Annotated in this window: 26 protein-coding genes; 20 read left to right on the forward strand and 6 right to left on the reverse strand. The window is 59.7% G+C overall.

All coding sequences use genetic code 11. From position 1 onward, the window contains the following. Window positions 1-145: 145 nt before the first annotated feature. The 4 genes from ACMXYH_RS08740 to ACMXYH_RS08755 all read left to right on the forward strand — a co-directional run bounded on the left by ACMXYH_RS08740 (window position 146) and on the right by ACMXYH_RS08755 (window position 4,423). On the forward strand, window positions 146-859 hold the full coding sequence (locus ACMXYH_RS08740; RefSeq protein WP_415766846.1) for a GntR family transcriptional regulator: 714 nt from the start codon (window positions 146-148) through the stop codon (window positions 857-859). Beyond that, window positions 856-1,854 carry an ADP-ribosylglycohydrolase family protein gene (locus tag ACMXYH_RS08745; RefSeq protein ID WP_415766847.1) on the forward strand — a complete coding sequence of 333 codons (999 nt, stop codon included), beginning with the start codon at window positions 856-858 and terminating at the stop codon, window positions 1,852-1,854. The genes ACMXYH_RS08740 and ACMXYH_RS08745 overlap by 4 nt, the downstream gene beginning before the upstream one ends. 180 nt (window positions 1,855-2,034) lie before the next feature. Further along, complete coding sequence (locus ACMXYH_RS08750) at window positions 2,035-3,501, forward strand: purine-cytosine permease family protein (protein ID WP_415766848.1); 1,467 nt, start codon at window positions 2,035-2,037, stop codon at window positions 3,499-3,501. Beyond that, window positions 3,494-4,423: a PfkB family carbohydrate kinase gene (locus ACMXYH_RS08755; RefSeq protein WP_129437418.1), complete on the forward strand. Its 930-nt coding sequence runs from the start codon at window positions 3,494-3,496 to the stop codon at window positions 4,421-4,423. Before ACMXYH_RS08750 ends, ACMXYH_RS08755 begins: the two co-directional genes overlap by 8 nt. 120 nt (window positions 4,424-4,543) lie before the next feature. Here the strand turns inward: ACMXYH_RS08755 and ACMXYH_RS08760 are convergent, their stop codons facing one another. The 4 genes from ACMXYH_RS08760 to ACMXYH_RS08775 all read right to left on the reverse strand — a co-directional run bounded on the left by ACMXYH_RS08760 (window position 4,544) and on the right by ACMXYH_RS08775 (window position 7,358). After that, window positions 4,544-4,924 carry a Rho termination factor N-terminal domain-containing protein gene (locus ACMXYH_RS08760; RefSeq protein WP_415766849.1) on the reverse strand — a complete coding sequence of 127 codons (381 nt, stop codon included), beginning with the start codon at window positions 4,922-4,924 and terminating at the stop codon, window positions 4,544-4,546. Between the two features lie 105 nt (window positions 4,925-5,029). Continuing rightward, on the reverse strand, window positions 5,030-5,284 hold the full coding sequence (locus ACMXYH_RS08765) for a hypothetical protein (RefSeq protein ID WP_129437414.1): 255 nt from the start codon (window positions 5,282-5,284) through the stop codon (window positions 5,030-5,032). Between the two features lie 102 nt (window positions 5,285-5,386). Then, complete coding sequence (locus ACMXYH_RS08770; RefSeq protein WP_415766850.1) at window positions 5,387-6,592, reverse strand: MFS transporter; 1,206 nt, start codon at window positions 6,590-6,592, stop codon at window positions 5,387-5,389. Window positions 6,593-6,704: 112 nt separating this feature from the next. Then, window positions 6,705-7,358, reverse strand: a complete 654-nt coding sequence (locus ACMXYH_RS08775; protein ID WP_415766851.1) for an HD domain-containing protein — start codon at window positions 7,356-7,358, stop codon at window positions 6,705-6,707. Window positions 7,359-7,507: 149 nt separating this feature from the next. Here ACMXYH_RS08775 and ACMXYH_RS08780 point away from each other — a divergent pair, with 149 nt between their 5' ends. The 6 genes from ACMXYH_RS08780 (at window position 7,508) to ACMXYH_RS08805 (ending at window position 13,370) form a co-directional block, all read left to right on the forward strand. Continuing rightward, window positions 7,508-7,987: a GNAT family N-acetyltransferase gene (locus ACMXYH_RS08780; protein ID WP_415766852.1), complete on the forward strand. Its 480-nt coding sequence runs from the start codon at window positions 7,508-7,510 to the stop codon at window positions 7,985-7,987. A gap of 191 nt (window positions 7,988-8,178) precedes the next feature. Continuing rightward, the gene (locus ACMXYH_RS08785) at window positions 8,179-9,171 is read left to right on the forward strand and encodes a 2-dehydro-3-deoxygalactonokinase (protein WP_415766853.1); all 993 of its coding nucleotides are present in this window, start codon (window positions 8,179-8,181) and stop codon (window positions 9,169-9,171) included. A 19-nt stretch (window positions 9,172-9,190) separates the two neighbouring features. Then, on the forward strand, window positions 9,191-9,811 hold the full coding sequence (locus ACMXYH_RS08790; protein ID WP_149629307.1) for a 2-dehydro-3-deoxy-6-phosphogalactonate aldolase: 621 nt from the start codon (window positions 9,191-9,193) through the stop codon (window positions 9,809-9,811). A 62-nt stretch (window positions 9,812-9,873) separates the two neighbouring features. Beyond that, window positions 9,874-11,022, forward strand: a complete 1,149-nt coding sequence (dgoD, locus tag ACMXYH_RS08795) for a galactonate dehydratase (RefSeq protein ID WP_008152275.1) — start codon at window positions 9,874-9,876, stop codon at window positions 11,020-11,022. 173 nt (window positions 11,023-11,195) lie between these two features. Next, on the forward strand, window positions 11,196-12,506 hold the full coding sequence (locus tag ACMXYH_RS08800; protein ID WP_283188807.1) for an MFS transporter: 1,311 nt from the start codon (window positions 11,196-11,198) through the stop codon (window positions 12,504-12,506). Between the two features lie 60 nt (window positions 12,507-12,566). Continuing rightward, the gene (locus ACMXYH_RS08805) at window positions 12,567-13,370 is read left to right on the forward strand and encodes an IclR family transcriptional regulator (protein ID WP_008152270.1); all 804 of its coding nucleotides are present in this window, start codon (window positions 12,567-12,569) and stop codon (window positions 13,368-13,370) included. Here ACMXYH_RS08805 and ACMXYH_RS08810 read toward each other — a convergent pair. After that, complete coding sequence (locus ACMXYH_RS08810; protein WP_415766854.1) at window positions 13,367-14,419, reverse strand: NAD(P)-dependent alcohol dehydrogenase; 1,053 nt, start codon at window positions 14,417-14,419, stop codon at window positions 13,367-13,369. The two genes, ACMXYH_RS08805 and ACMXYH_RS08810, sit on opposite strands and share 4 nt — an antisense overlap. Window positions 14,420-14,609: 190 nt before the next feature. On the opposite strand from ACMXYH_RS08810, the gene ACMXYH_RS08815 reads away from it, so the two are divergent. After that, window positions 14,610-15,500, forward strand: a complete 891-nt coding sequence (locus ACMXYH_RS08815; protein WP_415766855.1) for an AraC family transcriptional regulator — start codon at window positions 14,610-14,612, stop codon at window positions 15,498-15,500. Between the two features lie 197 nt (window positions 15,501-15,697). Here ACMXYH_RS08815 and ACMXYH_RS08820 read toward each other — a convergent pair whose 3' ends face one another. Further along, a complete protein-coding gene (locus tag ACMXYH_RS08820) occupies window positions 15,698-17,362 on the reverse strand; it encodes an electron transfer flavoprotein-ubiquinone oxidoreductase (protein WP_415766856.1) in 1,665 nt (554 codons plus the stop codon). Between the two features lie 549 nt (window positions 17,363-17,911). On the opposite strand from ACMXYH_RS08820, the gene ACMXYH_RS08825 reads away from it, so the two are divergent. The 9 genes from ACMXYH_RS08825 (at window position 17,912) to ACMXYH_RS08865 (ending at window position 25,021) form a co-directional block, all read left to right on the forward strand. After that, window positions 17,912-18,661 carry an electron transfer flavoprotein subunit beta/FixA family protein gene (locus tag ACMXYH_RS08825; RefSeq protein WP_056745417.1) on the forward strand — a complete coding sequence of 250 codons (750 nt, stop codon included), beginning with the start codon at window positions 17,912-17,914 and terminating at the stop codon, window positions 18,659-18,661. A gap of 2 nt (window positions 18,662-18,663) precedes the next feature. Then, window positions 18,664-19,593, forward strand: coding sequence for an electron transfer flavoprotein subunit alpha/FixB family protein (locus ACMXYH_RS08830; RefSeq protein ID WP_415766857.1), 930 nt, complete (start codon window positions 18,664-18,666; stop codon window positions 19,591-19,593). Window positions 19,594-19,673: 80 nt separating this feature from the next. Continuing rightward, window positions 19,674-20,510: a substrate-binding periplasmic protein gene (locus ACMXYH_RS08835; protein ID WP_129437392.1), complete on the forward strand. Its 837-nt coding sequence runs from the start codon at window positions 19,674-19,676 to the stop codon at window positions 20,508-20,510. Window positions 20,511-20,519: 9 nt separating this feature from the next. After that, window positions 20,520-20,876, forward strand: a complete 357-nt coding sequence (locus ACMXYH_RS08840) for a DUF4398 domain-containing protein (protein WP_134419106.1) — start codon at window positions 20,520-20,522, stop codon at window positions 20,874-20,876. Then, the gene (locus ACMXYH_RS08845) at window positions 20,873-21,685 is read left to right on the forward strand and encodes an OmpA family protein (RefSeq protein ID WP_415766858.1); all 813 of its coding nucleotides are present in this window, start codon (window positions 20,873-20,875) and stop codon (window positions 21,683-21,685) included. The genes ACMXYH_RS08840 and ACMXYH_RS08845 overlap by 4 nt, the downstream gene beginning before the upstream one ends. A 275-nt stretch (window positions 21,686-21,960) precedes the next feature. Then, a complete protein-coding gene (locus ACMXYH_RS08850) occupies window positions 21,961-23,400 on the forward strand; it encodes a PLP-dependent aminotransferase family protein (protein WP_008146981.1) in 1,440 nt (479 codons plus the stop codon). An 88-nt stretch (window positions 23,401-23,488) separates the two neighbouring features. Continuing rightward, a complete protein-coding gene (locus ACMXYH_RS08855; protein ID WP_134419204.1) occupies window positions 23,489-23,956 on the forward strand; it encodes a translation initiation factor 2 in 468 nt (155 codons plus the stop codon). A gap of 163 nt (window positions 23,957-24,119) precedes the next feature. Next, window positions 24,120-24,374 (forward strand): YkgJ family cysteine cluster protein, encoded by a 255-nt coding sequence (locus ACMXYH_RS08860; RefSeq protein ID WP_129437386.1) that lies wholly within the window; start codon window positions 24,120-24,122, stop codon window positions 24,372-24,374. A 41-nt stretch (window positions 24,375-24,415) separates the two neighbouring features. After that, complete coding sequence (locus ACMXYH_RS08865) at window positions 24,416-25,021, forward strand: START domain-containing protein (protein WP_415766859.1); 606 nt, start codon at window positions 24,416-24,418, stop codon at window positions 25,019-25,021. The last annotated feature ends 694 nt before the right edge of the window (window positions 25,022-25,715 follow it).

Consider the following 25,715-nt stretch of genomic DNA (forward strand, 5'->3'; position numbering starts at 1 on the left):
ATGACACGCCGCTTTCGTCGGAACGCCGCCCGGAGCAAGCCCGCTCCCACACTAGACCGCGCAGCGGTCACTTTCGAACATCCCTCCGTCACTTCCCCTAAATATTCCTTGCTCGCCCCAACCCGTTTCGGTTATCACGTTGTACATGATTAGACAGGTACGATTTGACAAGAAACAACGGGTGGTCGACGAACTCATCCGACGCATCGAAAACGGCCTCATGGAGGACGGCTTTCTGCTGCCGGGCGAGCATCAATTGGCTCAAGAATTCAAAGTCAGCCGCGGCACGCTGCGCGAAGCCTTGGCTGAGTTGAAACGGCGCAATTACATCGCGACGCAAAGCGGGGTGGGTTCCATCGTCACCTTCGACGGTGTGGTGCTCGATCAGCGCAGCGGCTGGGCCCAGGCCCTGGCCGACAGCGGGGCGCTGATCAACACCGAAGTGCTGCGGTTGGAGGCGGTCACCCGTCCTGACCTGTTGCCGCGTTTCGGCACCGACCAATTCATCACCCTCGACCGTCGCCGCCGTTCCAACGAAGGCAAGCTGGTCTCCCTTGAACGCTCATTGATGCCCGCCACCGGAGGCCTGGAAAGCCTGCCGCGGGTCGGCCTTATCGACAACTCCCTGACCATCACCCTGGCCGCTTACGGCTATATCGGCGAGCGCGGTGATCAATGGATCGGCGCTGAACCCCTGAACGCAGAAGACGCCGAACTGCTCGGTCGTCCGGTCGGCACGGTGTTCCTCAAGGCTTTGCGCACCACCTATGACCGGAAAAACCGCTTCATGGAGCAGGTCGAAAGCTTGCTCGATCCGGTGCATTTTCGCCTGCACCTGCAGTTTGGAGAGTCAAAGTGACCGCGCTCAACCGTGCCCTCGGCGCGTTCTACGGATTGGCCCTGGGCGATGCACTGGGCATGCCGACCCAATCCTTGAGCCGTGCCGAGATCAAGGTGCGCTTCGGCGAAATCACTGACCTGGAAGACGCAGGCCCCGATCAACCGATCGCCGCCAACATGCTCAAAGGCTCGATCACCGATGACACCGAACAGGCGATTCTGGTCGGCCAATTGCTGGTTGAAGGCGAGGGCCGGATCGAACCGTCACTACTAGCCCAGCGGTTGATCGAATGGGAAGCCGCAATGCAGGCCAAGGGTTCGCAAGACTTGCTCGGCCCTTCGACCAAACGTGCCATCGAGATGATCCTCGCCGGCCACTCGCCGGAAGAAGCGGGGCGCTACGGCACCACTAATGGCGCGGCGATGCGCATCACTCCGGTCGGGATCGCGGCGGATGTCGCCAATCCTGAGCGATTCATCAACGCTGTCGTGCAGGCTTGCCAGGTCACCCACAACACCACACTGGGCATTTCCAGCGCGGCGGCGGTGGCCGCGGTGGTCTCGGCCGGTATCAACGGCATGGACCTGGGCGAGGCGTTGAACCTCGGCCAGCAAATCGCTCAGCAAGCTGAAAGCCACGGTTACTGGGTGGCTGGCGGGCGCATCGCCTCGCGCATCAGCTGGGCGCGGACCATCAGTGTCGACAGCCACAAGGCGTTGCTGGCGGATTTGATGTACGACGTGATCGGCACTTCGGTGGCTTCGCAGGAATCGGTGGTGGTCTCGTTTGCCCTGGCCCAGCAAGTGGCCATTGGTGAAATGAACGCGTTCGAAGCGCTGTGCATGGCCGCGAGCCTTGGCGGCGACACTGACACCATCGCGGCGATTCTCGGCGCCATGCTCGGGGCCTGTCTCGGCCTTGAGAGTTGGCCGGCGGCGATGATCGACAAGGTCAAAACCGTTAACGATCTGGATCTGGAACCCCTTGTGAAAGGACTCCTCACCCTCCGCTGAGGTACGCATTACCCCTGTAGGAGCTGCCGAAGGCTGCGATCTTTTGATCTTGGTGGCCTTTTAGTCGCTGAAAATCAAGATCAAAAGATCGCAGCCTTCGGCAGCTCCTACAGGGGTTCCCCAGGCCTTCCGATATCTAAATTGCCGACAACCACAACAATGGCAACAGGAGCATTTTTCATGAGTTCATCAAACGCCGGGCAAAGCGCCGGGCAACTGGAAACCCGAGGCATCGAGCCCGTGCCGGAAGCGGAGTGCAACGGTCATCCGCTGCAGCTGTTCTGGGTCTGGTTCGCGGCCAACATCTCCATCCTCGGCCTGCCGCTGGGTGTGACCCTTGTAGCCTTTCGCGGCTTGGCGATCTGGCAGGCGATCATCGTCGCGATCCTCGGCGCCGCCGGTTCCTTTGCGGTGGTCGGGATCATCTCCATTGCCGGTCGCCGTGGTCGCGCACCGAGCCTGACGTTGTCGCGAGCGATCTTCGGTGTACGTGGCAACATCGGTCCGACCCTGGTCTCGCTGATGTCGCGTCTGGGCTGGGAAACCGTCAACACCACCACCGCCGCATTCGTGTTGTTGTCGCTGTGCTCGATCCTGTTCGGCTCGCCGGTGGAAGCCAAAAGCGCACCCGTGCTGACGTTGATCTTCATTGCGATTTTCGTACTGCTGACCCTGTCGGTGTCGGGTCTCGGTCACGCCACCTTGCTGGTCATCCAGAAGTGGGCAACCTACGTGTTCGGCGCGCTGAACATTCTGGTCGGCGGTTTCCTCTGCGCCACCATCGACTGGAGCGCAGTGTTCAACGCCACGCCTGCACCGCTGAGCGCAATGATCATCGGCGTCGGCACCATGGCTGCTGGCACCGGGATCGGTTGGGCCAACGCCGGTGCTGACATGTCGCGCTACCAGCACCGCAACGTCAAAGCCGCACGCCTGGTGGCGTCGGCCGCGTTCGGTGCGGGGATTCCGTTGGTGCTGCTGATCACCCTCGGCGGCCTGCTGTCAGTGGGCAACAATGACCTGGCCTCAGCCACCGACCCGATCATCGCGATCCGCGACATGCTGCCGACCTGGATGGCCGTGCCGTACCTGATCACCGCGTTCGGCGGGTTGCTGCTGTCGAACAACCTGTCGGTGTACTCCGCCGGTTTGACCACGCTGACCCTCGGTTTGAAGGTCAAACGCGTCTACGCGGTGGTGGTGGACATCGTCGCGATCTTCGCCGGTTCGATCTATTTCATGCTGATCGCCGACAGTTTCTACGGCCCGTTCATTACCTTCATTTCGCTGCTGGCCGTGCCGATCACCGCGTGGGTCGGGATCTTCGTCGTCGACCTGATTCATCGTCATTACTACAGCCCCAAAGACCTGCTGGACGTCAGCCCGAGCAGCGCTTACTGGTACAGCGGCGGTATCGAGTTGCGCGCTTTTGGTGCGTGGGCGCTGGCGATCGTGCTGGGCTTCAGTTTCACCACCATCGGCACGACCGAACAAACCGTCTGGTTCCGCGGTTTCCTGTCCGACTCCTGGCTGGGCCATAACGGCCTCGGCTGGATCGTGACGTTCCTGGTGGCCGGCGGCATTTATTTTGTACTGGGTGGCGCCAAGGATCGCCGCGCCGCGTTGACCGAGAACGCTCATGCCTAGATTGCTGCACACCGGCCAGGTCATGATCGATCTGGTCATGGCCGTGGATAAACTGCCGCATTCGGGCGGCGACGTGCTGGCGCAATCCGCCAGTTTCGAGGCTGGCGGCGGCTTCAATGTGATGGCTGCCGCCCAGCGCAATGGTTTGCCGGTGGTTTACCTCGGGCGCCACGGCACCGGGCGTTTCGGTGATCTTGCCCGTGAGGCGATGAAGGCTGAAGGCATTCGGATCGGCATCACTCACCGCGCCGAACGGGATACGGGATTGTGCGTCGCGTTAACCGAAGCCTCGGCCGAGCGCAGTTTCATTTCCTATATCGGTGCCGAAGGTGAGCTGACGGCCGAGGATTTGGCCAGCGTGCCGGCCGAGGCGGGAGACTATGTCTACGTCAGCGGCTACAGCCTGCTGCATGGAGGCAAAGCACAGGCGCTGGTGAATTGGGTGCTGGATTTGCCAAGAGGGATCAACGTGGTGTTCGATCCGGGCCCGCTGGTGGATTCGCCGGATGAGCCGTTGATGCAAGCCTTGCTGACGCGCATCGATCTGTGGACCAGCAACAGTGTCGAGGCGTTGAAATTTACCGGTGCGCCGGACATTGCCGAGGCGTTGAACCGGTTGGCTGATCATCTGCCGGCCGACGTGTTGATGGTGGTTCGTGACGGCCCGCAAGGGTGCTGGATCAGCCTGCGTGGAAACCGCCAGCATGTGCCGGGTTTCAAGGTTGAGGCGGTGGACAGCAACGGCGCGGGGGACGCGCATGCCGGGGTGTTTGTAGCCGGGTTGGCGCAAGGGTTGGTCCCGGTTGACGCGGCGCGGCGGGCTAATGCGGCTGCGGCGTTGGCGGTGACTAGATGGGGGCCGGCGACTTCGCCGGGGACTGCTGAGGTTGACGCGTTAATTCGTAAGACTTTCGACGCCTGATCGGCCGTCTTCGCGAGCAAGCCGCTCCCACATTTGATCGCGTTTATTCAGATAACTCGATCAAGTGTGGGAGCGGGCTTGCTCGCGAAGGGGCCTTCAAACTCAACACATGAAAGGGCCTTACCCGGCCTTGCGCAACGCCTCGATCAACTCCTGCTTGCGCATGCCCGACCGTCCCGGAATCTTCTTCGCCCGGGCTTCTTTCATCAAACTGTCGACGGTCTGGGTTTCGCGCGAAGCCTTGCTGTTTCGCGAATGACCTTCACGGCTGGCCACCGCTCTGCGCGATGATTCCTTGCGATCTTCGGCCTTGGCACTCGCCGGTTTCCTGCGTCCCGAACCACTTTTGCGTTCACCGCCACCCGACTGCTTGTTCACCGTCGCCCAGGCTCGGGCTTCTGCTTCCTCTTTCGAGACACCCTTGTGCTCGTAGCTCTCTTCGATGTGCTCGGCCTTGCGTTTCTGCTCGGCGGTGTATTTGTCTTTGCTTCCACGAGGCATGGGATTTCTCCTGCTGCTCGTAGGAGCTGCCGCAGGCTGCGATCTTTTGCTTTGAATGCTTGAAGATCAAAAGATCGCAGGCTTCGCCAGCTCCTACATCCGTTATTAAACGTCCAGCTTGCGCGCCGCCTCCACCCCTGCGGCACTGAGTTTGATCGGCAAGTTCAACGAGTGCTCACCGGCCTCGTTGCAGATCACATGACCATGCTGGATCAATCCACGATCCTGCAGCGTGGCGAGGGTGCTGGCCACGTCTCTCTCCCCCCGGTAATTGTCCAGGACCTCTTTGCCCAAGCCGCTTGGATGGGCATGCAGCAGACGGGTCAGGACTTCTTTCTCAAGGTTTTTATCGGCGTTCATGGTTACCTCTTCATGGATGTGGATAGGTCCATTTAATTAGAGTCCTTATCTGATATTGGTCCGCCCCCGATTTGGATTGGTGCCTGATGAACGACGAACGGTCTAGGCCTGCTGCAACGCTTTGCTGGTAACGGCTCGACGCCAGACCAGCCGGCCGACGCTGATCAGCCAATTCAATACAGCAACCGCCAACACCGTGAGCAACAGCGTCGCCATCCCCTGTTCCACGATGATTTTCCCGGCCAGCAACGGAAAACCAAACACGCCGATAAAGTAGGACAGGCTGAACAGCAGCAAGGATTGCGCGGTGGTGCCGTTCGGCGCCTCGTTGGCCGCCAGGCCATTGATCACCGAATAGGTCAGCCCGTAACCGACCCCGAGCATCACCGCCGCCAGCACGTAGCTGAACCCGTCGTCGACGACAAACCCGAACATCAGGATCGAGCCCATCATCAAGCCCGACAGCAGGCAGGACGCCCAGAACGGGTCGCGCTTGACCACGAAACCGGCGATCAGCATTCGGCTGCTGATCGCTGCGCTCATGAAGCCTAGGAAGAACAGTGAATAGTCGAGTGAACGCGCCGCCGCGTAGCTGGTTTGAAAACTCGACAGACCGCCGAAAACGCAGCCGCCGAGACCGACCATGATGATCGGGAACACCGCTCTGGACGACAGCACTTGCGCCGCTGCACGCCAGGAAATTCGTGACACCGCTGCCGCGTGGGCGGGCGCTTTTCTCAGTTGCGAATCCAACCGCCAGAACAGCAACACACCGATCAGGCTGGCCAGCGCCGCGAGGTAAAACGCCGCGGTGATCGGATACCCGAGGGCACTGGCAGCGCGGCCTAACAAGGGACCGCTGCCGATCCCGGTCATCATGCTGCCCGACAGCAGCGCAAAGTATTTCGCGCGTTGGGCAGGCGTTACCAGACTCGCCACAATGATCGGCCCGAGGGTATAGAACACGCCCCAACCCAGCCCCAGCAAGAGTCCGAAAAACAACAGCAGATTGCCAAAGCCTGGCGCCAGGGCGAAGCCCAGGCTGGCGGCCACCAGCAGAGTGCCGAACAGCGCAATCGAGCGGGCAGCACCGAGCAGGTCGGACAAGTGCCCGGAAACAATAACGGCGGCAAAGGTGCTGAGCATCGCCGCCGAAATCACGCTGCCGGCATCGTGCTCGTTGCCGCCGCGGGAACCGATCAACAACGACAGCAAAAAGGTCGAGCCATAGGACAGCGACAGCAAGTAGCTGGCCAGGCAAAACAGGCCGAACAACCTGCTTGAGACTTGGGGGGTTGCGCTAGGCATGACGCGGTTCCTTGACCCGATAGAAGAGAGCTTCATCTATCTATCACGCACGGCGTCGATGTTAGGTCTGAGGTTATCGATTTCAGGGTTAGCGCTGGCCGGAGTAAAGCCTTCAGCAGGCGCCAATTTCTTCCTTGAACAACTCCATGAACCCCTTCAACCGTTCGTGGCGAGTCTGCGCCAGACGCTGGCCGGTGGTCGTCTGGAATCCATCCGCCAGGTGCAGCAGTTTGGTCTGGAAATGGTCGAGGCAAAAACGTTTGTCATCGTATTCCCGTGCCTTCGCCTCAGGGTCTTGCGGGTCGTACAACGCGCTACCCATACGTCCGGCGATGTAAAAGGTGCGCGCCACGCCGAGCATGCCAAGGGAGTCGAGGCGGTCGGCGTCCTGCATGATTTTCGCTTCGAGCGTGGTTGGCGCGATGTTGGCGGAAAAACTGTGTGCTTCGATGGCATGGGCAACCGCGCTGACTTTTACGTCTGGCCAGGCCATGTCCGCCAACAATTTCGATGCCTTCTCGGCGGCCAGCCGCGAGGCCTGAGAACGCAGCGGCGAGTTCTTCTCTACCGCCACGCAATCGTGCAAAAGCACCGCTGCGAGCAGCACCTCAAGATCGCCACCTTCTTCAGCATGAAGCGTACGCACGTTGTGCCAGACCCGCTGCAAGTGCGACAGATCATGGGCGCCGTCCTCTGAGGGTTCCAGCGCGTGGGGCAGCAGTTGCGCAGCGAGGAGTTGCAGTGGTGCGAAAGCATCAGTGTTCATAAACATCCTGTTAAGTGAAAACGTCTTTTGCAGCGACATAGCCCTGTAGCAGCTACACATGCTCCATGGATCAGCTTTGAATTTCCAGTGTGACGAGCGTCGCTCGCCGACTTAGTATGGCGTTTTCAACTTTTGACGAAGGCACGTCCATGACGATCGAGATCCGCCCGGCGACCCCGAGCGATGCACCGCAAATCCTCGGGTTCATCACCGAACTGGCCGACTACGAACGTGCCCGCCACGAAGTCATCGCCAGCGTCGCCGACATCGAGCGCAGCCTGTTCAGCGAAGGCGCCACCGCCCACGGGCTGATCTGCCTGCGCGATGGCTCGCCAATCGGCTTTGCCGTGTTTTTCTTCAGCTATTCCACGTGGCTCGGCAGCAACTGCCTGTACCTCGAAGACCTCTACATCACCCCCGGTCAGCGTGGCGGCGGCGCGGGTAAAACCTTGTTGCGTCACCTGGCGAAAATCGCCTGCGCCAATGATTGCGGCCGATTTGAGTGGAGTGTGCTGGACTGGAACAAACCGGCGATCGAGTTCTACAAGTCGTTGGGTGCTCAGCCGCAGGAAGAGTGGGTGCGGTATCGGATGGATGGGGCGGTGTTGCGGGAGTTTGCCGAGGGCTAGATCGCAACCGGCGTCTATTAAAGATCGCAGCCTTCGGCAGCTCCTACACCTATCCAAGGAGCTGCCGAAGGCTGCGATCTTTTTTTGATCTCGTCTCAATATATGGGATCGATATTTATATATTGAGATTTTTATGCGTCCGGGTTTATAGTCCAGCTCACTCACTGCCAATAAACAAAACAGGTGAAGCGATGCTGGCGCAATTGATCGCGCTCGATTGGGGGACAACCTCATTACGTGCTTACAAACTCGCCGCAGGTGGCCTGGTGCTCGAACAGCGTTCGCTGTCGTCGGGGATCATGCAGCTGCCCAGGACGCCGCGAATGATTGCGGGTCAGGAATGTACCGACGGTTTTGAACTGGCCTTCGATGAGGCCTGCGGTGACTGGCTTGACGCGCAGCCCGATTTGCCGGTGATTGCGTGCGGCATGGTCGGCAGCGCACAAGGTTGGCGTGAAGCGGCTTACCGCGATATGCCGGCGAACGTCGCCAATCTCGGAATCTCCCTACAAACGGTTCGCAGTCTTCGCGGTGTCGATGTGCACATCGTGCCGGGCGTGATTCAGCGTTCGCGCCTGCCAAACGTGATGCGTGGCGAAGAAACCCAAGTGCTCGGCGTGCTGCAGAATCTACCGGCCGAGGCGGGTGGTGATCTGTTGATCGGCCTGCCGGGCAGTCATTCGAAATGGGTGGAAGTGGCCGACGGCTGCATCGTGCATTTCGATACCTTCATGACCGGCGAAGTCTTCGCCGTGCTCAGCGAACACAGCATTTTGGGGCGCACCCAGCAAAAGGGCGCGTCCTTCGATGGCCAGGCCTTTGATCGTGGTGTGCAGGTGGCCCTGTCGGCGGATGGCGAAATCGGGCCGTTGTCGACATTGTTCAGTGCCCGCAGCCTCGGGTTGACTGGCGAACTCAGCGCCACCGCCCAACCGGATTACTTGTCCGGCTTGTTGATCGGCCATGAACTGTCTGCGTTGGCGAGTGTTCAGCGCCGCCGACGCAACAGCGTTCATCTGCCTTCGATCGTCCTCATCGGTAATGCCCAACTCTGTGCCCGCTACAGCCGGGCGCTCGACGCCTGCGGTTTTGCCCGGGTGACCCTGGCCGAGCAGGCCACCGAACGCGGCTTGTGGCAGTTGGCGGTTGCCGCCGGACTGATCACACCCAACCCATCCCGTTAAACCTGACTGGAGGTCTGACATGCTCAAGCAAGCATTGGCGCAAAACGGTCTGATCGCGATTTTGCGTGGCTTGCGCCCGCAAGAAGCGGCAGCCATCGGCGAAGTCCTTTACGCCGCCGGATTTCGCGTCATCGAAGTGCCGCTCAATTCCCCTGAGCCGTACGAAAGTATCCGCATCCTGCGCAGTACCTTGCCCGCTGATTGCCTGATCGGTGCGGGCACGGTGTTGACGCCGGAACAGGTCGAGCAAGTGAAAGCAGCGGGGGGGCAAGTGATCGTCATGCCGCACAGCGATCCCAAGGTGTTGCGCGCAGCGAAAGCGGCGGGGTTGTTCCTGTCGCCGGGTGTGGCCACGCCGACTGAAGCCTTCGCCGCATTGGCCGAAGGGGCGGACGTACTGAAGATGTTCCCGGCCGAGCAGATGGGCCCGGCAGTCGTCAAAGCCTGGCTCGCGGTGTTGCCTGCGGGAACGATTCTGGCACCGGTCGGCGGGATCACGCCGGACAACATGCAGGTGTTTATCGACGCGGGCGTCAAAGGCTTCGGCCTCGGTTCCGGGTTGTTCAAGCCGGGCATGACACCTGAGGAAGTGGCAGTAAACGCCAAGGCATATGTCGCTGCATGGAACGCTCTGCGTTAAGACTTTTTGGCGCCGAGCGCGCTACATCTATAAGAGCTGCACTTATAAAAAGAGAGCACAAGATGAAAATCACCAAACTGACCACCTTCATCGTTCCGCCGCGCTGGTGCTTCCTCAAGGTCGAAACCGACGAGGGCGTGACCGGCTGGGGCGAACCCGTGGTCGAAGGCCGCGCTCACACTGTCGCCGCCGCCGTTGAAGAATTGTCCGACTACCTGATCGGCAAAGACCCACGCAACATCGAAGACATCTGGACCGTGCTTTATCGCGGCGGCTTCTACCGGGGCGGCGCAATCCACATGAGTGCGCTGGCCGGTATTGATCAGGCGTTGTGGGACATCAAGGGCAAGGCCCTGGGTGTGTCGGTCAGCGATCTGCTGGGCGGTCAGGTGCGGGACAAGATTCGCGTCTATTCGTGGATCGGCGGCGACCGGCCGGCGGACACCGCTCGCGCCGCGAAAGAGGCCGTCGAGCGTGGTTTCACTGCGGTGAAAATGAACGGCACCGAAGAACTGCAATTCCTCGATTCCTTCGAGAAAGTCGACCTGGCCCTGGCCAACGTCGCGGCCGTGCGCGATGCGGTGGGGCCGAACGTCGGCATCGGCGTGGACTTCCATGGCCGGGTGCACAAGCCCATGGCCAAGGTGCTGATGAAGGAACTCGACCCGTACAAACTGATGTTCATCGAAGAGCCGGTGCTCAGCGAAAACTACGAAGCGCTGAAAGAATTGGCGCCGCTGACCAGCACGCCGATTGCTCTCGGCGAGCGGTTGTTCTCGCGCTGGGATTTCAAGCGTGTGCTCAGCGAAGGTTACGTCGACATCATCCAGCCGGACGCGTCTCACGCCGGCGGTATCACCGAAACCCGCAAGATCGCCAACATGGCCGAAGCCTACGACGTGGCGCTGGCGCTGCATTGCCCGTTGGGCCCGATTGCACTGGCGGCGTGTTTGCAGCTGGATGCGGTTTGCTACAACGCGTTCATCCAGGAGCAGAGCCTGGGCATTCATTACAACGAGAGCAATGACCTGCTGGATTACGTCAAGGATCCGCGGGTGTTCGACTACGACAAAGGCTTTGTGAAAATCCCCAACGGCCCGGGCCTGGGGATCGAGATCAACGAGGAATACGTCATCGAACGCGCGGCGGTCGGCCACCGCTGGCGCAACCCGATCTGGCGCCATGCCGATGGCAGTTTTGCCGAGTGGTGAGTTCCCCCTGACTCCACACATTCCCCCTGTGGGAGCGGGCTTGCTCGCGAAAGCGGTGGGTCAGTCGACTTAAATGGTGGCTGATACACCGCATTCGCGAGCAAGCCCGCTCCCACAGGGTGCAGTGCAAGTCTTTACATCGACCTCAATAAAGATAAGAAGAGGCATTCCCCATGCACCCGCAAACCCTCACCGGGCAGGCGTCGTTGGTGACGCCCAGTCGCAAGCGTTTTTTCATCATGGTGCTGCTGTTTATCACCGTGGTGATCAACTACCTGGACCGAAGCAACCTGTCCATCGCCGCCCCGGCACTCACCAGCGAACTGGGCATCGATCCGATTCATGTCGGGCTGATTTTCTCGGCATTCGGCTGGACCTATGCCGCCATGCAAATCCCCGGCGGCTGGCTGGTGGATCGGGTGCCGCCGCGGATTCTTTATAGCGTCGCATTGCTGCTGTGGTCGATCGCCACGGTGATGCTCGGCTTCGCCGCCAGCTTCATCGCACTGTTCGTATTGCGTATGGCGGTCGGTGCGCTGGAAGCACCCGCGTATCCGATCAACAGCCGTGTGGTCACCACCTGGTTTCCCGAGCGCGAACGCGCCACGGCCATTGGTTTCTACACTTCCGGGCAGTTCGTCGGTCTGGCGTTCCTGACACCGGTATTGGCCTGGCTGCAGCATCAATATGGTTGGCACATGGTGTTTGTCAGCACCGGTGCGGTGGGTATTCTCTGGGCGGTCATCTGGTACGCGGTGTATCGCGAACCACGGGATTTCAAAGGCGCCAATGACGCTGAAATCGAGCTGATCCGCGAGGGCGGCGGGCTGGTGGATATCCAGGCTGAACAAGCCAAGGTCAAAGCCAAATTCAGCTGGATCGACCTCGGCATCGTTCTGACCAAACGCAAATTGTGGGGCATCTACCTCGGCCAGTTCTGCCTCAACTCGACGTTGTGGTTTTTTCTGACGTGGTTCCCGACCTACCTGGTGAAATATCGCGGCATGGACTTCATCAAGTCCGGCCTGTTGGCGTCGCTGCCGTTTCTCGCCGCCTTCGTCGGTGTGCTCTGTTCGGGGTTCTTTTCCGACTGGCTGATCCGCCGCGGCTACACCGTGGGTTTCGCCCGCAAGTTGCCGATCATTGGCGGCCTGCTGATTTCCACTTCGATCATCGGCGCCAACTTCGTCGAGTCGACACCGCTGGTGATTGCCTTCCTCGCGTTGGCGTTCTTCGGTAACGGGCTGGCTTCGATCACCTGGTCGCTGGTTTCAACGTTGGCCCCGGCGCGATTGCTCGGGTTGACCGGTGGGGTGTTCAACTTCATCGGCAACCTGTCGGCGATTACCACGCCGATCGTCATCGGTTTCCTCGCTACCGGTGATTCGTTCGCTCCCGCGATCACCTATATCTCGGTTCTGGCGTTGATTGGCGCGCTTTCCTACATCTTGCTGGTCGGCAAAGTCGAGCGTATCAAGTTGTAGTTGCGGCATGCGGGCGACCATAATGCCGCCCGTTCACTCGCTCAACGGTAAAGGCTGGATATGCAGGAAGACGCCCCAAAAATCGCCAAGGACGCCGCACCGACCGGCACCCAGACATTGCTTCGTGGTCTGGGTGTGGTTCAGGCGGTGGCCAGTGGCGCCCGCGATCTCAAGGAAATCGCCCGGTTGATCGGCACGACACGCAGCACCACCCATCGTCTGGCCAGTTGCCTGGTGGACGAGCGTTATCTGCGTGTGGTGCCGCAAGTCGGTTATCTGTTGGGGCCGAAGTTGATCGAGCTGGGCTTCCAGGCGCGTGAAGAATTGCCGCTGGTCACATTGGCCGGGCCGTATCTGGATGAGTTGTCGGCGTTGACCGGCGACACCATTCACCTGGCGATTCGTGAAGGCGACGAGGTGCTGTACCTGCACAAGAATCCGGGGCGCAATGGCCCGGAAATGCGTTCGCGGGTTGGTCATCGCATGCCGTTGGCGCGCACCGGGATCGGCAAGGCGCTGATGCTCGATGACACGCAGGAAGAATGGCAGCGGCTGTACGAAGTCAGCTTGCCGGCGGGTGGGAAAAATCAGTTCTGGCCGCAGCACCCGGAGCAGTCCTGGGAGCAGTTTCAGCAGCGCATGGTCGAGTATGTGGCGGGCGGTTATGCGTTCGATCTGGAAGATAACGAACCGTCGATCCGCTGTGTAGCGGCGCCAATTCGCGATGCCAGCAAACGCATCGTCGCCGGCATCAGCATCGCCAGCACCGTGCCGTATATGCCGCTGGAAAAAATGGCCGAGCTGATTCCCCTGATCAAAGGGGTCACAGCCCGGCTCTCGGCAGAACTTGGCGCGAAGGTTTAAACCTTCAGCGTTGCCATATCGATGACGAAGCGGTACTTCACGTCACCCGCGATCATGCGGGCGAAAGCCTCGTTGATCTGGCGGATGTCGAGCATTTCGATGTCGCAGGTGATGTTGTGCTCGGCGCAGAAATCCAGCACCTCCTGGGTTTCGGCGATGCCGCCGATCAGTGAGCCCGCCAATACGCGACGGCTCATCACCAGTTTGCCAGCGTGGACCGGTGGATCGACCGGTTCGATCAGCCCGACCAGAATGTGCACGCCGTCGAAACGCAGCGTATCGAGGTAGGGGTTGAGGTCGTGCTGCACCGGAATGGTGTCCAGCAGGAAGTCGAAATGTCCTGCCGCGGCCTTCATCTGTTCGGCATCGGTGGACACGATCACGTGGTCCGCACCTTGGCGACGACCTTCTTCAGCCTTGCTCGCCGAGCGAGTGAAGAGCGTCACTTCCGCGCCCATTGCCTTGGCGAACTTGATGCCCATGTGGCCGAGGCCGCCCATGCCGAGAATCCCGACCTTATCGCCTGCCTTCACGCCGTAGTGCTTGAGCGGCGAGTAGGTGGTGATGCCGGCACACAGGATCGGCGCGGCGCTGGCCGGGTCGAGTTTTTCCGGGATGCGCACCACGAAGTGTTCGCTGACCACGATGCTGTCGGAATAACCGCCCATGGTGTTGCTGCCATCGACGCGGTCCGGGGTGGCGTAAGTCATGGTCGGACCTTCGAGGCAGTATTGCTCGAAGTTCGATTGGCAGGCTTCGCAGCTGCGGCACGAATCAACCATGCACCCGACGCCCACCAGATCGCCGACTTTGTGCTTGGTGACATTCGCACCGATGGCGGTAACTTTGCCTACGATCTCGTGGCCGGGCATCAGTGGGTAAACGGCAATGCCCCACTCGTTGCGTGCCTGATGGATGTCGGAATGGCAGACGCCGCAGTAGAGAATATCGATCGCAACGTCGTCGGCCCGAGGGCTGCGGCGTTCGAATTTCACGGGGGCGAGGGGAGTGGTGGCCGACTGGGCGGCGTATCCGATGGCGGTGTACATGATGAACCTCGCAAAAGCTGTGACGGGTGAGGTGGCGCATTCTGGGCTCCGTACCGGCCACCGGCCATGGCGATTCCTCCGGGTGTCATGCCTAATCCTCCGGCATCAGCCTTCAATGGGTCGCATTGGCCATCAGACCTGCGATGATGCTTTCATCCCTATTTCCGCGACTTTTTTGTGAAGAACTCTCATGTTGTTGACCCGTCATCTGGATGCCAATGCCACGCTGGTTTCGCTGATTCAGCCTTTGACTAATCGCGACGGTTTCGCTCCCACGGCGTTGCCGGGTGTGCAGGTTTTGCGGGCCAGTTGTGATGTGGCTCGCGGCCCGCAGATTTACGAGCCGAGTCTGGTCATCATCGCGCAGGGCAGCAAACTGGCGTATCTGGGGCCGCGGACGCTGGAGTACGGTGCTGGGCATTATTTGATTCAGGCATTGCCGGTGCCGTTCGAGTGCGAGACGTTTTCAGCACCCGATGGCCCGATGCTGGGCGTTTCCATTGCCATTGACCGGGTGTTGCTCGGTGAGTTGGTCTTGGCCATGGGGCTGGCGCCGGGGCGCAATATTCCTGCGCAGACACCCGAGTCGATGACCTCGGCAGTGCTCGACGATGCGATGCGTGGTTGTGTTGAACGGCTGCTGCGTTGCCTGCACGATCCGCTGGAATGCCAGGTTATGGGGCAGGCGCGATTGCGCGAGTTGTTGTTCGTCGCCTTGCGCGGGCCGCAAGCCGATGTGCTGCGGGCGCTGGTCGAGCAACAGGGTCAATTCGCCCGGATCGCGGCATCGCTCAGCCATCTGCATGCGCATTACACCGAGCCGCTGAACGTCGAAACCCTGGCCAGTTGCGCGAACATGAGTGCGTCGGCCTTTCATGAGCATTTCAAACGCAGCACGTTGTTGTCGCCAGTGCAGTATTTGAAGCGATTGCGTTTGCTCAGGGCCCAGCAGTTATTGCTGGGCGAGGGATTGGGCGTGGCGCAGGTGGCGCATCGGGTCGGGTATCAAAGTACGTCGCAGTTCAGTCGTGAGTACAAGCGCTACTTTGAGCGTAATCCGGGGGATGAGCGCGCTGCCTGACACACCGCTGATCCCCCTGTGGGAGCGAGCTTGCTCGCGATTGCGGTGTATCAGTCGACATCAATGTTGAATAGTAAGCCGCCATCGTCGGAACGCCGCCCGGACCAAGCTCGCTCCCACATTGGTTTGTGGTGTGGCTTGAATCGCAGGCAACAAAAAGGCCCCCGTTCGGGAGCCTTGATGTTCAGCCATTCGACTTACATGTTCGGGTAAGTCGGGCCACCAGAGCCTTCCGGCGCCACCCAGGTAATGTTCTGTGCAGGGTCCTTGATGTCGCAGGTCTTGCAGTGAACGCAGTTCTGGGCGTTGATCTGGAAGCGCTTCTCACCGTCTTCCATGGTCACCACTTCGTACACGCCGGCCGGGCAGTAACGCTGGGCAGGCTCATCGTAGAGCGGCAGGTTCTTGGCGATCGGGATGCTCGGGTCGGTCAGCTTCAGGTGGCACGGCTGCTCTTCTTCATGGTTGGTACCCGAGATGAACACCGAGCTGAGTTTGTCGAAGCTGATCTTGCCGTCCGGTTTCGGGTAGTCGATCTTCTTGCAGTCGGCCGCAAGCTTGAGGCAAGCGTAATCCGGCTTGGTGTCGTGCAAGGTGAACGGCAGTTTGCCGCCGAAGATGTTCTGGTCGAGCCAGTTGAAACCGCCGCCGACGATGGCGCCGAACTTGTGGATCGCCGGGCCGAAGTTGCGGCTGGCGAACAGTTCGTCGTAGAGCCAGCTCTTCTTGAACGCGTCGACGTAAGTGGTCAGCTCTTCGGTGCCGTCTTTTTCAGCGAACAGCGCTTCGGCCACGGATTCAGCGGCGAGCATGCCGGACTTCATCGCGGTGTGGCTGCCTTTGATCTTGGCGAAGTTCAGGGTGCCGAGGTCGCAACCGATCAGCGCGCCGCCCTTGAAGACCATTTTCGGCAGTGAGTTCAGGCCGCCTTTGCTGATGGCGCGAGCGCCGTAGCTGATGCGCTTGCCGCCTTCCAGGTACTGCTTGAGCACCGGGTGATGCTTGAGGCGCTGGAACTCGTCGAACGGCGACAGGTAAGTGTTGCTGTAAGACAGGTCGACGATCAGACCGACTACGACCTGGTTGTTTTCCAGGTGATAGAGGAACGAGCCGCCGGTGTTCTCGGTGCCCATGATATCCAGCGGCCAACCGGCGGTGTGGACCACCAGGCCTGGTTGATGCTTGGCCGGGTCGATTTCCCAGATTTCTTTCAGGCCGATGCCGTAGTGCTGTGCGTCGGCATCGCTGTCGAGGTTGAAGCGCTTGATCAGTTGCTTGCCGATGTGGCCACGGCAACCTTCGGCGAACAGCGTGTACTTGCCACGCAGTTCCATGCCTGGGGTGTACAGGCCTTCTTTCGGATTGCCTTCGCGATCAACGCCCAGATCGCCGGTGATAATCCCGCGGACCACGCCGTTCTCGTCGAACAGCGCTTCCTGAGCGGCGAAGCCTGGGTAGATTTCCACGCCCAGGTTCTCGGCCTGCTGAGCCAGCCAGCGGCACAGGTTGCCCAGGGAAATGATGTAGTTGCCTTCGTTGTGCATGGTCTTGGGCACAAAGAGGTCAGGAATCTTCTGCGCACTGTCAGCGTTCTTGAGAACGAAGATGTCATCGCGAGTGACCGGCGTGTTCAGCGGCGCGCCGAGTTCTTTCCAGTCCGGGAACAATTCGTTCAGGGCGCGTGGTTCGAACACGGCGCCGGACAGGATGTGAGCACCGACTTCGGAGCCTTTTTCGACCACGCAGACGCTGATTTCCTTACCGGCTTCGGCGGCCTTCTGCTTCAATCGGCAGGCGGCGGAAAGACCAGCGGGGCCGGCACCGACGATGACCACGTCGAATTCCATGTATTCGCGTTCCACAGGTTATCTCCTACTCAAGGCTCAACAGTTTTTTTTCTAATTGGAGGTTTGGTGTCGCATCCATGAATCCCTGCGCAATGCAGGAAGAGGACAATCGATGAGCCACCTTTCTCTCTAAGGTGGCGCATTATATCTACACCACTCCTAGCGTCCAATACAAACGTTTGTTTGAATCGGCTCAAAGCCAGAGAAATCAAAGTCACGCGGCTTATGACTGGCCATTTTGCCGTATTGACCGGAATAGGTGTTCCGGTCAAGATACGGTCGGTTTTGCGCTCGCCGTAGGCTGACTGTTGGTATCAAGAGCACCTCTAAAGACAGGGCGATGGCAGTACAAGGTGATGCGCAGCGCAGGTTCTGGCGCGCAGTTTACACGCCGCGATAATGAATGACTCGTCAGTCACCACTGACGAACGGTCATCTTCATCGTGAGCGCTTGTCACTTGACACCTTTGCCAGCGTTTTTAGAGGTGCCCTTGCGCCGATGAGCATCAAACCGCCAGGTTCGCCTAGGCGACTTTCTTTTCACCGGAGAGTAACGAGGAATCCATGAAGGTTCTTGTAGCTGTCAAACGCGTTGTGGATTACAACGTCAAGGTTCGCGTCAAGGCGGACAATTCCGGCGTCGACCTCGCCAACGTCAAGATGTCGATGAACCCGTTCTGCGAAATCGCAGTGGAAGAAGCCGTACGCCTGAAAGAGAAAGGTGTTGCGACTGAAATCGTCGTCGTCTCCATCGGCCCGTCCACCGCTCAAGAGCAACTGCGCACCGCGCTGGCTCTGGGTGCCGACCGCGCCATCCTCGTCGAATCCGCTGAAGACCTGACTTCGCTGGCCGTTGCCAAGCTGCTCAAGGCTGTTGTCGACAAGGAACAGCCTCAGCTGGTGATCCTTGGCAAACAAGCCATCGACAGCGACAACAACCAGACTGGCCAGATGCTCGCGGCATTGAGCGGCTACGGTCAGGGCACGTTCGCGTCCAAAGTCGAAATCAGCGGCGACACGGTTGCCGTGACTCGCGAAGTCGACGGCGGCGCGCAGACGGTTTCCCTGAAACTGCCGGCCATCGTCACCACCGACCTGCGTTTGAACGAGCCGCGCTACGCGTCCCTGCCAAACATCATGAAAGCCAAGAAGAAGCCTCTCGAAGTGCTGACTCCGGACGCTTTGGGCGTTTCCACCGCCTCCACCAACAAGACCGTGAAAGTCGAAGCGCCAGCTGCACGCAGCGCGGGTATCAAGGTCAAGTCGGTGGCTGAACTGGTCGAGAAACTGAAAAACGAAGCGAAGGTAATCTAATCATGACTATCTTGGTAATCGCAGAACACGACAACAAAGTGCTGGCCCCGGCCACGCTGAACACCGTGGCTGCCGCCGTTAAAATCGGTGGTGACATCCACGTTCTGGTTGCAGGTCAGGGCGCTGGCGCCGTGGCTGAAGCCGCTGCGAAAATCGCTGGCGTGGCTAAAGTGCTGGTGGCCGATAACGCCGCCTACACTCACCAACTGCCGGAAAACGTTGCTCCTCTGGTTGCCGAGTTGGGCAAGGGCTACAGCCACATCCTGGCTGCTGCCACGTCCAACGGCAAAAACATCCTGCCGCGCGTTGCCGCTCAGTTGGACGTTGACCAGATCTCCGAGATCATCTCGGTCGAAAGCGCTGACACTTTCAAGCGCCCGATCTACGCCGGTAACGCCATCGCAACCGTTCAATCGAACGCTGCGGTCAAAGTCATCACCGTTCGTGCTACCGGTTTCGACCCGGTGGTGGCTGAAGGTGGTTCGGCGGCTGTTGAAGCCGTTGCAGGTGCTCACGATACTGGTATTTCCAGCTTCGTCGGCGAAGAACTGGCCAAGTCCGATCGTCCGGAACTGACCGCTGCCAAGATCGTCGTTTCCGGCGGCCGCGGCATGCAGAACGGCGACAACTTCAAACACCTGTACGCCCTGGCTGACAAGCTGGGCGCTGCCGTCGGTGCTTCCCGCGCCGCGGTCGACGCCGGTTTCGTACCCAACGACATGCAGGTCGGTCAGACCGGCAAGATCGTTGCTCCACAGCTGTACATCGCCGTCGGTATCTCCGGCGCGATCCAGCACCTGGCCGGCATGAAAGACTCCAAAGTGATCGTCGCGATCAACAAGGACGAAGAAGCGCCGATCTTCCAGGTGGCCGATTACGGCCTGGTGGCGGACCTGTTCGAAGCAATCCCTGAGTTCGAGAAGCTGGTCTAATCCAGCGGCCTGACTTATAAAGAGCCCGACCTTTTGGTCGGGCTTTTTTTTGTTCCGGATTTGAGTGGGAGAGTGTCGCCATGGATCTGCGCCGCGTTTACGGCTGGTCTTTGCTAATGGGGCTGACGGTGTTGCCGGCGCTGTCCGTCGCCGCGGGCAAGTGCGAACGCCTGGTGGTGACCGGCAGCCCGGACGCGCCGCCGTACCTGTGGCAAGACCCGCAAAACCCCAAGCACCTGATCGGTGCCAGTGCTGACCTGTTGCAGCAAGTGGCGGGGGAGCTGGGGATCAAGGTCGAACTGCTTTACGCCGGCAAACGCTCTCAGGCTCTGGACGAAGTGCGCAGTGGGCGCATGGACATGCTGGCGGATGCGTCATTGACGGTCAGTGAGCTGGACACTCTGGATTACATTCATCCTCCGTTACTGGAAAACGATTACCTGGTCTGGACCCGCAAAGACTCGACGCTGGTCTACAACGAAGCGCAGGACCTTCACGGTCATCCCGGCGCATTGTCGGAAAAGTCTCGTATGACCCCGGCATTTGGCGTATTCGCCGAGCAGCAATTGACCCTCGCCCGTACGCCTAACCTGACCCAGGCCTTTCAGAAATTGCTGCTGGGCGAGGTGGAATTTGTCCTTGCCGGACGCTACTCGGGCATGGCGGCTGCGCAGACACTTAACCTGGCCAACGACCTGATCGCCCGTCCACAACCGATCGACAAACCCGGCCTGTTCCTCGCGGTTTCCCACAACTCCGCCTGCAACGATCCGTGGTTGCGCGGACAGCTGGCCAAAAAGATGACAGAATTGCCCGCGTCCGGACTGACGGAAGCCGTGCTGCAACGCAATATCGAGCGCTGGAAGGCGCAGCTCTCACAACCGCAGCAACAACCTGTCAGTACCCCAAAACAGTAGGGATTTTTAGTGAGTATTCGACCTCTTTTCGCTGCCCTGGCCGTTCTGGCTCTGGCGGGTTGTGCAGCCGATCCGGCGCCGAATGAACAAATGCGCCTGACCGAACAGGCACTCGAGCAGGCCAAGGCCGTGGGCGCCACAGCCGCCGACGTGCCGGAAATGAAACTGGCCGAAGACAAGTTCAACCGCGCCAAGGGCAGCATGAACGACCAATCCTTCAAGAACGCGCGCATGCGGGCCGAGCAGGCCGAGCTGGACGCGCGTCTGGCCGAAGCCCAGGTTCTGACCCTCAAGAGCGAGGAGCAGTTGAACGTGCTCAATACCCGCATCACTCGCCTGCGCAAGCAACTGGGAGATGCCCAATGAGCCTCAAGACCAAAGCCCTGGGCGGTTTGATCCTGGCAGGCTGCGCCAGCCTCTGTGGTTGTGCCGGTCAACACAGCGAGGCCGCGTTGCAGCAGGCCAGTACTGACTTCCAGCAGGTCAAGGAAGATTCCAACGTGCTGCGAATCGCGCCCAAGGACGTGATTCGCGCCGGTGAGTCGCTGGCCCGTGCCGATCGTCTGTCCAGCTATTGGGGCAGTGGATCGGACGTGCTGCATTACGCTTACTTGAGTGAGCGCTACAGCGAAATCGCGCGCGAACACACCAATCAGGTGCTCAACGAAGAACGTGCTGCGAAGCTCGAACTGGAGCGTCAGCGCCTGCAACTGGCCCTGCGCGAATCCAAACTGCTCAGCGTGCAGCAGCAGGGCAAGTGGCTCGAAGAACAGATTGTCGCGCTGGCGACCACCCAGACCGACCGTGGCTTGGTGATGACCTTGGGCGACGTGTTGTTCGACACGGGCGAAGCGGAGTTGAAAAACTCGGCGAACCGCGTGGTGTTGAAGATCGTGCAGTTCCTGCAGCTCAACCCCAAGCGCGTGGTGCGCATCGAAGGCTACGCCGACAGTACCGGCGGCAAGCAGGAAAACCTCAAGCTGTCCCGTGACCGTGCGCAATCGGTGGCGGACGTGCTGATGGATTTGGGTATCGACGATAAACGTATTCAGGTCGAAGGCTACGGTGATGAATATCCGGTCGACGTGAACGCCTCCGAACGGGGACGTGCACAGAACCGTCGGGTAGAAATTGTGTTCTCTGACGAAAAAGGCCAGCTCGGCGCTGCCCGGTAGGAGCTGGCGGAGCCTGCGATCTTTTGATCTTGCTCTTGATATTCAAGTGGGCCTGGAAAGATCGCAGCCTCGTTTCACTCGACAGCTCCTACAACCCGGCCTGCCAGTCAGCGCCGGGTTTTTTTTGGCTGCCAATTGGTTCGCAAAGCAGTACAGTTTTTGCTGACACTGCACTGTACGGTCGACTATTGTGGCAACTGTCCCCGTACACTTCTAAACTGTTCCGGTATTGTTTCACACAAGAATAAAATGCCCGTGAAATCGAGTGCTGCGTCATGACCAATCTCTTGCTCTACCAACGTATTGCTCAACAACTGGCCGAAGACATCCGCCGTGGCGTCTATCAACCGGGGGAGCGCGTGCCTTCGGTGCGCAAGATGAGCTCGCAGCTCAACGTCAGCCATGCGACGGTGTTGCAGGCGTACGCCAACCTCGAGGATCAGGGGCTGATCCGCGCCCGGCCGCAGTCCGGTTACTACGTGCACCAGACCCCGGCCCTGACTGCGCCGACACCGGACATCGCCCGGGTCGAGCGTCCAGGTCTGGTCACTCGCAGCAGCATCATCCAACAAGTCCTGGTCGAATCCCGCCGCGAGGGTGTGTTTCCCTTGGGTGCAGCCGTACCGAGCGTTGATTATCTGCCGGTGCGGGCGCTGCATCAGCAACTGGCTAAAGTCACCCGTTTCCATAGCCCGCGGGCGTTCAGCTACATGTTCAGCCCGGGTTTCGAACCATTGCGCCGACAAGTGGCGATCCGCATGCGCGATGCCGGCGTGGTGGTCGATCCGTCGGAAGTGGTAATTACCCACGGCTGCGTCGATGCGTTGCAAATGTCCCTGCGAGTGCTGACCCGCCCGGGCGACCTGATCGCCGCCGAATCGCCGACCTACTACGGTTTGCTGCAACTGGCCGACCTGCTGGGTCTCAAGGTCATCGAGATCCCCAGCGATCCTGCCACCGGCATGAGCCTTGAAGCCCTGCAGCTGGCGGCCAACCAGTGGTCGATCAAGGCGTTGGTGCTGACCACTCGTCTGAGCAATCCATTGGGCGGCACCATGCCCGAAGAGCGGCAAAAGCAACTGCTGCGCCTGGCCTCGGATTTCGATATTCAGATTGTCGAAGACGATATCTACGGCGAACTGATGTTCGAGCAGGGTCGCACCAAATCACTCAAAGCCTACGATCGGCTGGATCGGGTGATCTATTGCTCAAGCTTCTCCAAAACCCTGTCGCCGGGCGTGCGGATCGGCTGGATGATTGCCGGCAAGTACCAGCAGGAAATCCAGCGTTTGCAGACCTTCAGTACCCATTCGGCCTGCAGCGTCACGCAGATGGGCATCGCGGCGTACCTGGAGAACGGCGGCTACGACCGGCATTTGCGCTACATCCGTCAGGAGTACCGCAAGAACCTCAGCGCTTTCCAGCTGGCGGTGCAGCAATACTTCCCGGAAGGCACGCAGATGACCCGGCCGACCGGCGGCTTCATTCTGTGGGTCAGCCTGCCGGGGCGGGTTAACACGCAGGAGCTGCACGTTCGTGCGTTGCAGCAGGGCATCAGTATCGCGCCGGGGCTGATTTTCAGTAACACCGAGCAGTTCAATCACTGCATTCGGTTGAACTGCGGCACACCCTGGAACCGTGAAGCCGAGCGTGCGTTGATGACCCTGGGCATGCTCGCCACCCAGCTCTGCCAGGAGATGGTCGGCGGCTTTTGATGGGGCGGGCAGGTTATTCCTGCCCGAGCTTGTCATGTCGCGTGCAACAGGCGAGCATATGGCTCCTGCCGTTTGTACCGTTGGGTCCATGAAGCCGATTTTTCCCGCCGTCTGGCTATCTTTCTGCCTGCTGATGACCTTCCCGGCCGAAGGCATCTTGGCAGCTTCCATTACAGAAAAACCGGCAGCCAGCGCTACTTCGAAAAAACCTGCACCCACCAAGAAAGCCGCGCCGGTCAAAAAGAAAGCGGCCAAGGTGAAAAAGCGACCGCCGATTGCCTCCAAGTCCAAATCCGCCAGTGAGATCGTGAAAACCAAGCTTCCTTCGGCCGACCTGGATTTGAGCCTGCCCCAAGACATGGCCGAGGAGCTGAAACCGATCGGTACGGTACCGTTGCCCCGGCATGATGCAGTATTGCCGCAAATGTTTGGTGAGAAGGCTGGTCCGTTTCAGCTCAACGGAAGGCTGATCAGCAACGAAATGCAGTTGCAACTGCGCAACGAAGAGCGCCGTGAAGTTGAAGGCGCAGCCCTGGAATTCGAGTTCAAACGATAATTTCTTCCCGTCCGTGACCCGCTGGCCAGACGCTTTGTCGGAGACTGGTCAGTCACGCTCGTTTAAGCGAAAAAACCCGGGTCCAGACAATTTTAAACAAGCGTTTTAGCGGTTACTCTGTGCCACGACCTTTAACACATCGCCCATCGAGGAGCTCGTCGTCATGAAATGCCGTGAAGGCTGTGGCGCCTGTTGCATTGCCCCTTCCATCAGTTCACCGATTCCCGGCATGCCCAATGGCAAACCCGCCGGAGAACGTTGCGTACAACTCTCTGTCGATAACCTGTGCGGCATTTTCGGCAAACCGGAACGTCCTGTAGTGTGTTCGGCGTTCGAAGCCGACATCGAAGTCTGCGGAAGCAGCAGTGACGAAGCGATCAAATTGCTGGGTTGGTGGGAGCAAATGACGGCGGCGTGATGTGTTCAACGAACGGATCTTCAACAATAAGGAATAAGACTATGGGTTCGCTGCAACGTATGGCTGTGCTGTGTGGTTTGACGGTAATGTTCGCCACCACGGCTGCTCAGGCCGAAGACTGGAAAGTCGCCAAGGAACAGGACGGCATCAAGATCTCCCTGAGCGAGGTGGCCGGCTCCGATTACAAGGCCTACCGTGGTGTCACGCTGATGAAGACCACCGTGGCCAAACTGCGCGCATTGCAGGAAGACGTGCCGGGGGCCTGTGCCTGGATTCACGAATGCAAGACCCAGAAATTGCTCAAACACGAAGGTGATCAGAGCTGGACCTACACCCAGTTCAATACCCCTTGGCCGGTCACCGAGCGTGATTCGGTGCTGCATGTGACCACCATCGAGGGGGCTGATGGCAGCCTGACCCGCAAACTCGAAGGTGTGCCGAAGTATATTCCTGAAGAAAAAGGCTTTGTGCGGGTTACCAAGGTCGACGGTTTCTGGAAGTTCGTGCCCAAGGGCGATCAGATCGAAGTGACCTATCAGGTGCATACCGAGCCGGGCGGTAGCATTCCGTCGATGGTTGCTAACAAGTTTGTGGTGGATGCGCCGTTTAATACTTTGAAAGCCCTGAAGGCACGCGCTGAGAAGTAAGCGCGCTGCTCTTTTGCCAAAGTCGGGGTGTATATCCGTTTTTGCGGTAGCGGCGGCTTGCGGTTTCGCTTTTACAGCGAGTCACTTGGAAAAGCCCCAAGTAACCAAGGGCTCTTGCCCCTTTCGTTCGGTGCCTCGCCTAGGCTCGGCATGCCCTCGCTCCGGTCCTGCTCCGTGGGCCCGCCGCCATCGGCCATCCATGGCCGGGGGCGGCTAACCCGGCATCCATGCCGGGTTGCCCACTGCGCAGAACCTCCACTCGGCCTCTCGAGGGGGCGGTGCATCAAGATCAAAAGCTGCAGGCGAGCTAACGCTCGGCCTGTTGAGTGGTGAGGAGCGCGCGTACACCCTCTCCCCCCGGTAGGAGCTGTCGAGTGAAACGAGGCTGCGATCTTTTGATCTTGCTGTGGCTGTGGCTGTGGCTTTTGATTTTGATCTACTGCCCCTTTCCCAGAGGCCAAACGCAGGCGTTGCGCAGGGGGCACCGCGGCAAGGATGCCGCGGTAGCCGCCCCCGCCCATGGATGGCCGATGGCGGCGGGCCCCCGGAGCAATGCCGGAGTGAGGGCATGCCGAGCCTAAGCGAGGCACCGAATGGCGGGGCAGGAGCCCTTGGTTACTTGGGGTTGGCGGCATTCCGTATTTCCAAGTGACTCGCTGTAAAAGCCAGCCCTTTCAAGGTCTTTGATAAAATC

This window comes from Pseudomonas frigoris (assembly GCF_047758635.1).
Lineage (GTDB): Bacteria > Pseudomonadota > Gammaproteobacteria > Pseudomonadales > Pseudomonadaceae > Aquipseudomonas > Aquipseudomonas frigoris.

Bases quoted from the DNA above. Each gene is read 5' to 3' on its own strand.
- ACMXYH_RS08805 (WP_008152270.1), top strand. From the start codon at position 12,567: ATGCAGGAAGACGCCCCAAAAATCGCCAAGGACGCCGCACCGACCGGC.
- ACMXYH_RS08785 (WP_415766853.1), top strand. From the start codon at position 8,179: ATGCTGGCGCAATTGATCGCGCTCGATTGGGGGACAACCTCATTACGT.
- ACMXYH_RS08860 (WP_129437386.1), top strand. From the start codon at position 24,120: ATGAAATGCCGTGAAGGCTGTGGCGCCTGTTGCATTGCCCCTTCCATC.
- ACMXYH_RS08775 (WP_415766851.1), bottom strand. From the start codon at position 7,358: ATGAACACTGATGCTTTCGCACCACTGCAACTCCTCGCTGCGCAACTG.
- ACMXYH_RS08830 (WP_415766857.1), top strand. From the start codon at position 18,664: ATGACTATCTTGGTAATCGCAGAACACGACAACAAAGTGCTGGCCCCG.
- ACMXYH_RS08750 (WP_415766848.1), top strand. From the start codon at position 2,035: ATGAGTTCATCAAACGCCGGGCAAAGCGCCGGGCAACTGGAAACCCGA.
- ACMXYH_RS08815 (WP_415766855.1), top strand. From the start codon at position 14,610: ATGTTGTTGACCCGTCATCTGGATGCCAATGCCACGCTGGTTTCGCTG.
- ACMXYH_RS08740 (WP_415766846.1), top strand. From the start codon at position 146: ATGATTAGACAGGTACGATTTGACAAGAAACAACGGGTGGTCGACGAA.
- ACMXYH_RS08825 (WP_056745417.1), top strand. From the start codon at position 17,912: ATGAAGGTTCTTGTAGCTGTCAAACGCGTTGTGGATTACAACGTCAAG.
- ACMXYH_RS08760 (WP_415766849.1), bottom strand. From the start codon at position 4,924: ATGCCTCGTGGAAGCAAAGACAAATACACCGCCGAGCAGAAACGCAAG.
- ACMXYH_RS08855 (WP_134419204.1), top strand. From the start codon at position 23,489: ATGAAGCCGATTTTTCCCGCCGTCTGGCTATCTTTCTGCCTGCTGATG.
- ACMXYH_RS08770 (WP_415766850.1), bottom strand. From the start codon at position 6,592: ATGCCTAGCGCAACCCCCCAAGTCTCAAGCAGGTTGTTCGGCCTGTTT.
- ACMXYH_RS08850 (WP_008146981.1), top strand. From the start codon at position 21,961: ATGACCAATCTCTTGCTCTACCAACGTATTGCTCAACAACTGGCCGAA.
- ACMXYH_RS08845 (WP_415766858.1), top strand. From the start codon at position 20,873: ATGAGCCTCAAGACCAAAGCCCTGGGCGGTTTGATCCTGGCAGGCTGC.
- ACMXYH_RS08835 (WP_129437392.1), top strand. From the start codon at position 19,674: ATGGATCTGCGCCGCGTTTACGGCTGGTCTTTGCTAATGGGGCTGACG.
- ACMXYH_RS08790 (WP_149629307.1), top strand. From the start codon at position 9,191: ATGCTCAAGCAAGCATTGGCGCAAAACGGTCTGATCGCGATTTTGCGT.
- ACMXYH_RS08865 (WP_415766859.1), top strand. From the start codon at position 24,416: ATGGGTTCGCTGCAACGTATGGCTGTGCTGTGTGGTTTGACGGTAATG.
- ACMXYH_RS08755 (WP_129437418.1), top strand. From the start codon at position 3,494: ATGCCTAGATTGCTGCACACCGGCCAGGTCATGATCGATCTGGTCATG.
- ACMXYH_RS08765 (WP_129437414.1), bottom strand. From the start codon at position 5,284: ATGAACGCCGATAAAAACCTTGAGAAAGAAGTCCTGACCCGTCTGCTG.
- ACMXYH_RS08810 (WP_415766854.1), bottom strand. From the start codon at position 14,419: ATGTACACCGCCATCGGATACGCCGCCCAGTCGGCCACCACTCCCCTC.
- ACMXYH_RS08800 (WP_283188807.1), top strand. From the start codon at position 11,196: ATGCACCCGCAAACCCTCACCGGGCAGGCGTCGTTGGTGACGCCCAGT.
- dgoD (WP_008152275.1), top strand. From the start codon at position 9,874: ATGAAAATCACCAAACTGACCACCTTCATCGTTCCGCCGCGCTGGTGC.
- ACMXYH_RS08780 (WP_415766852.1), top strand. From the start codon at position 7,508: ATGACGATCGAGATCCGCCCGGCGACCCCGAGCGATGCACCGCAAATC.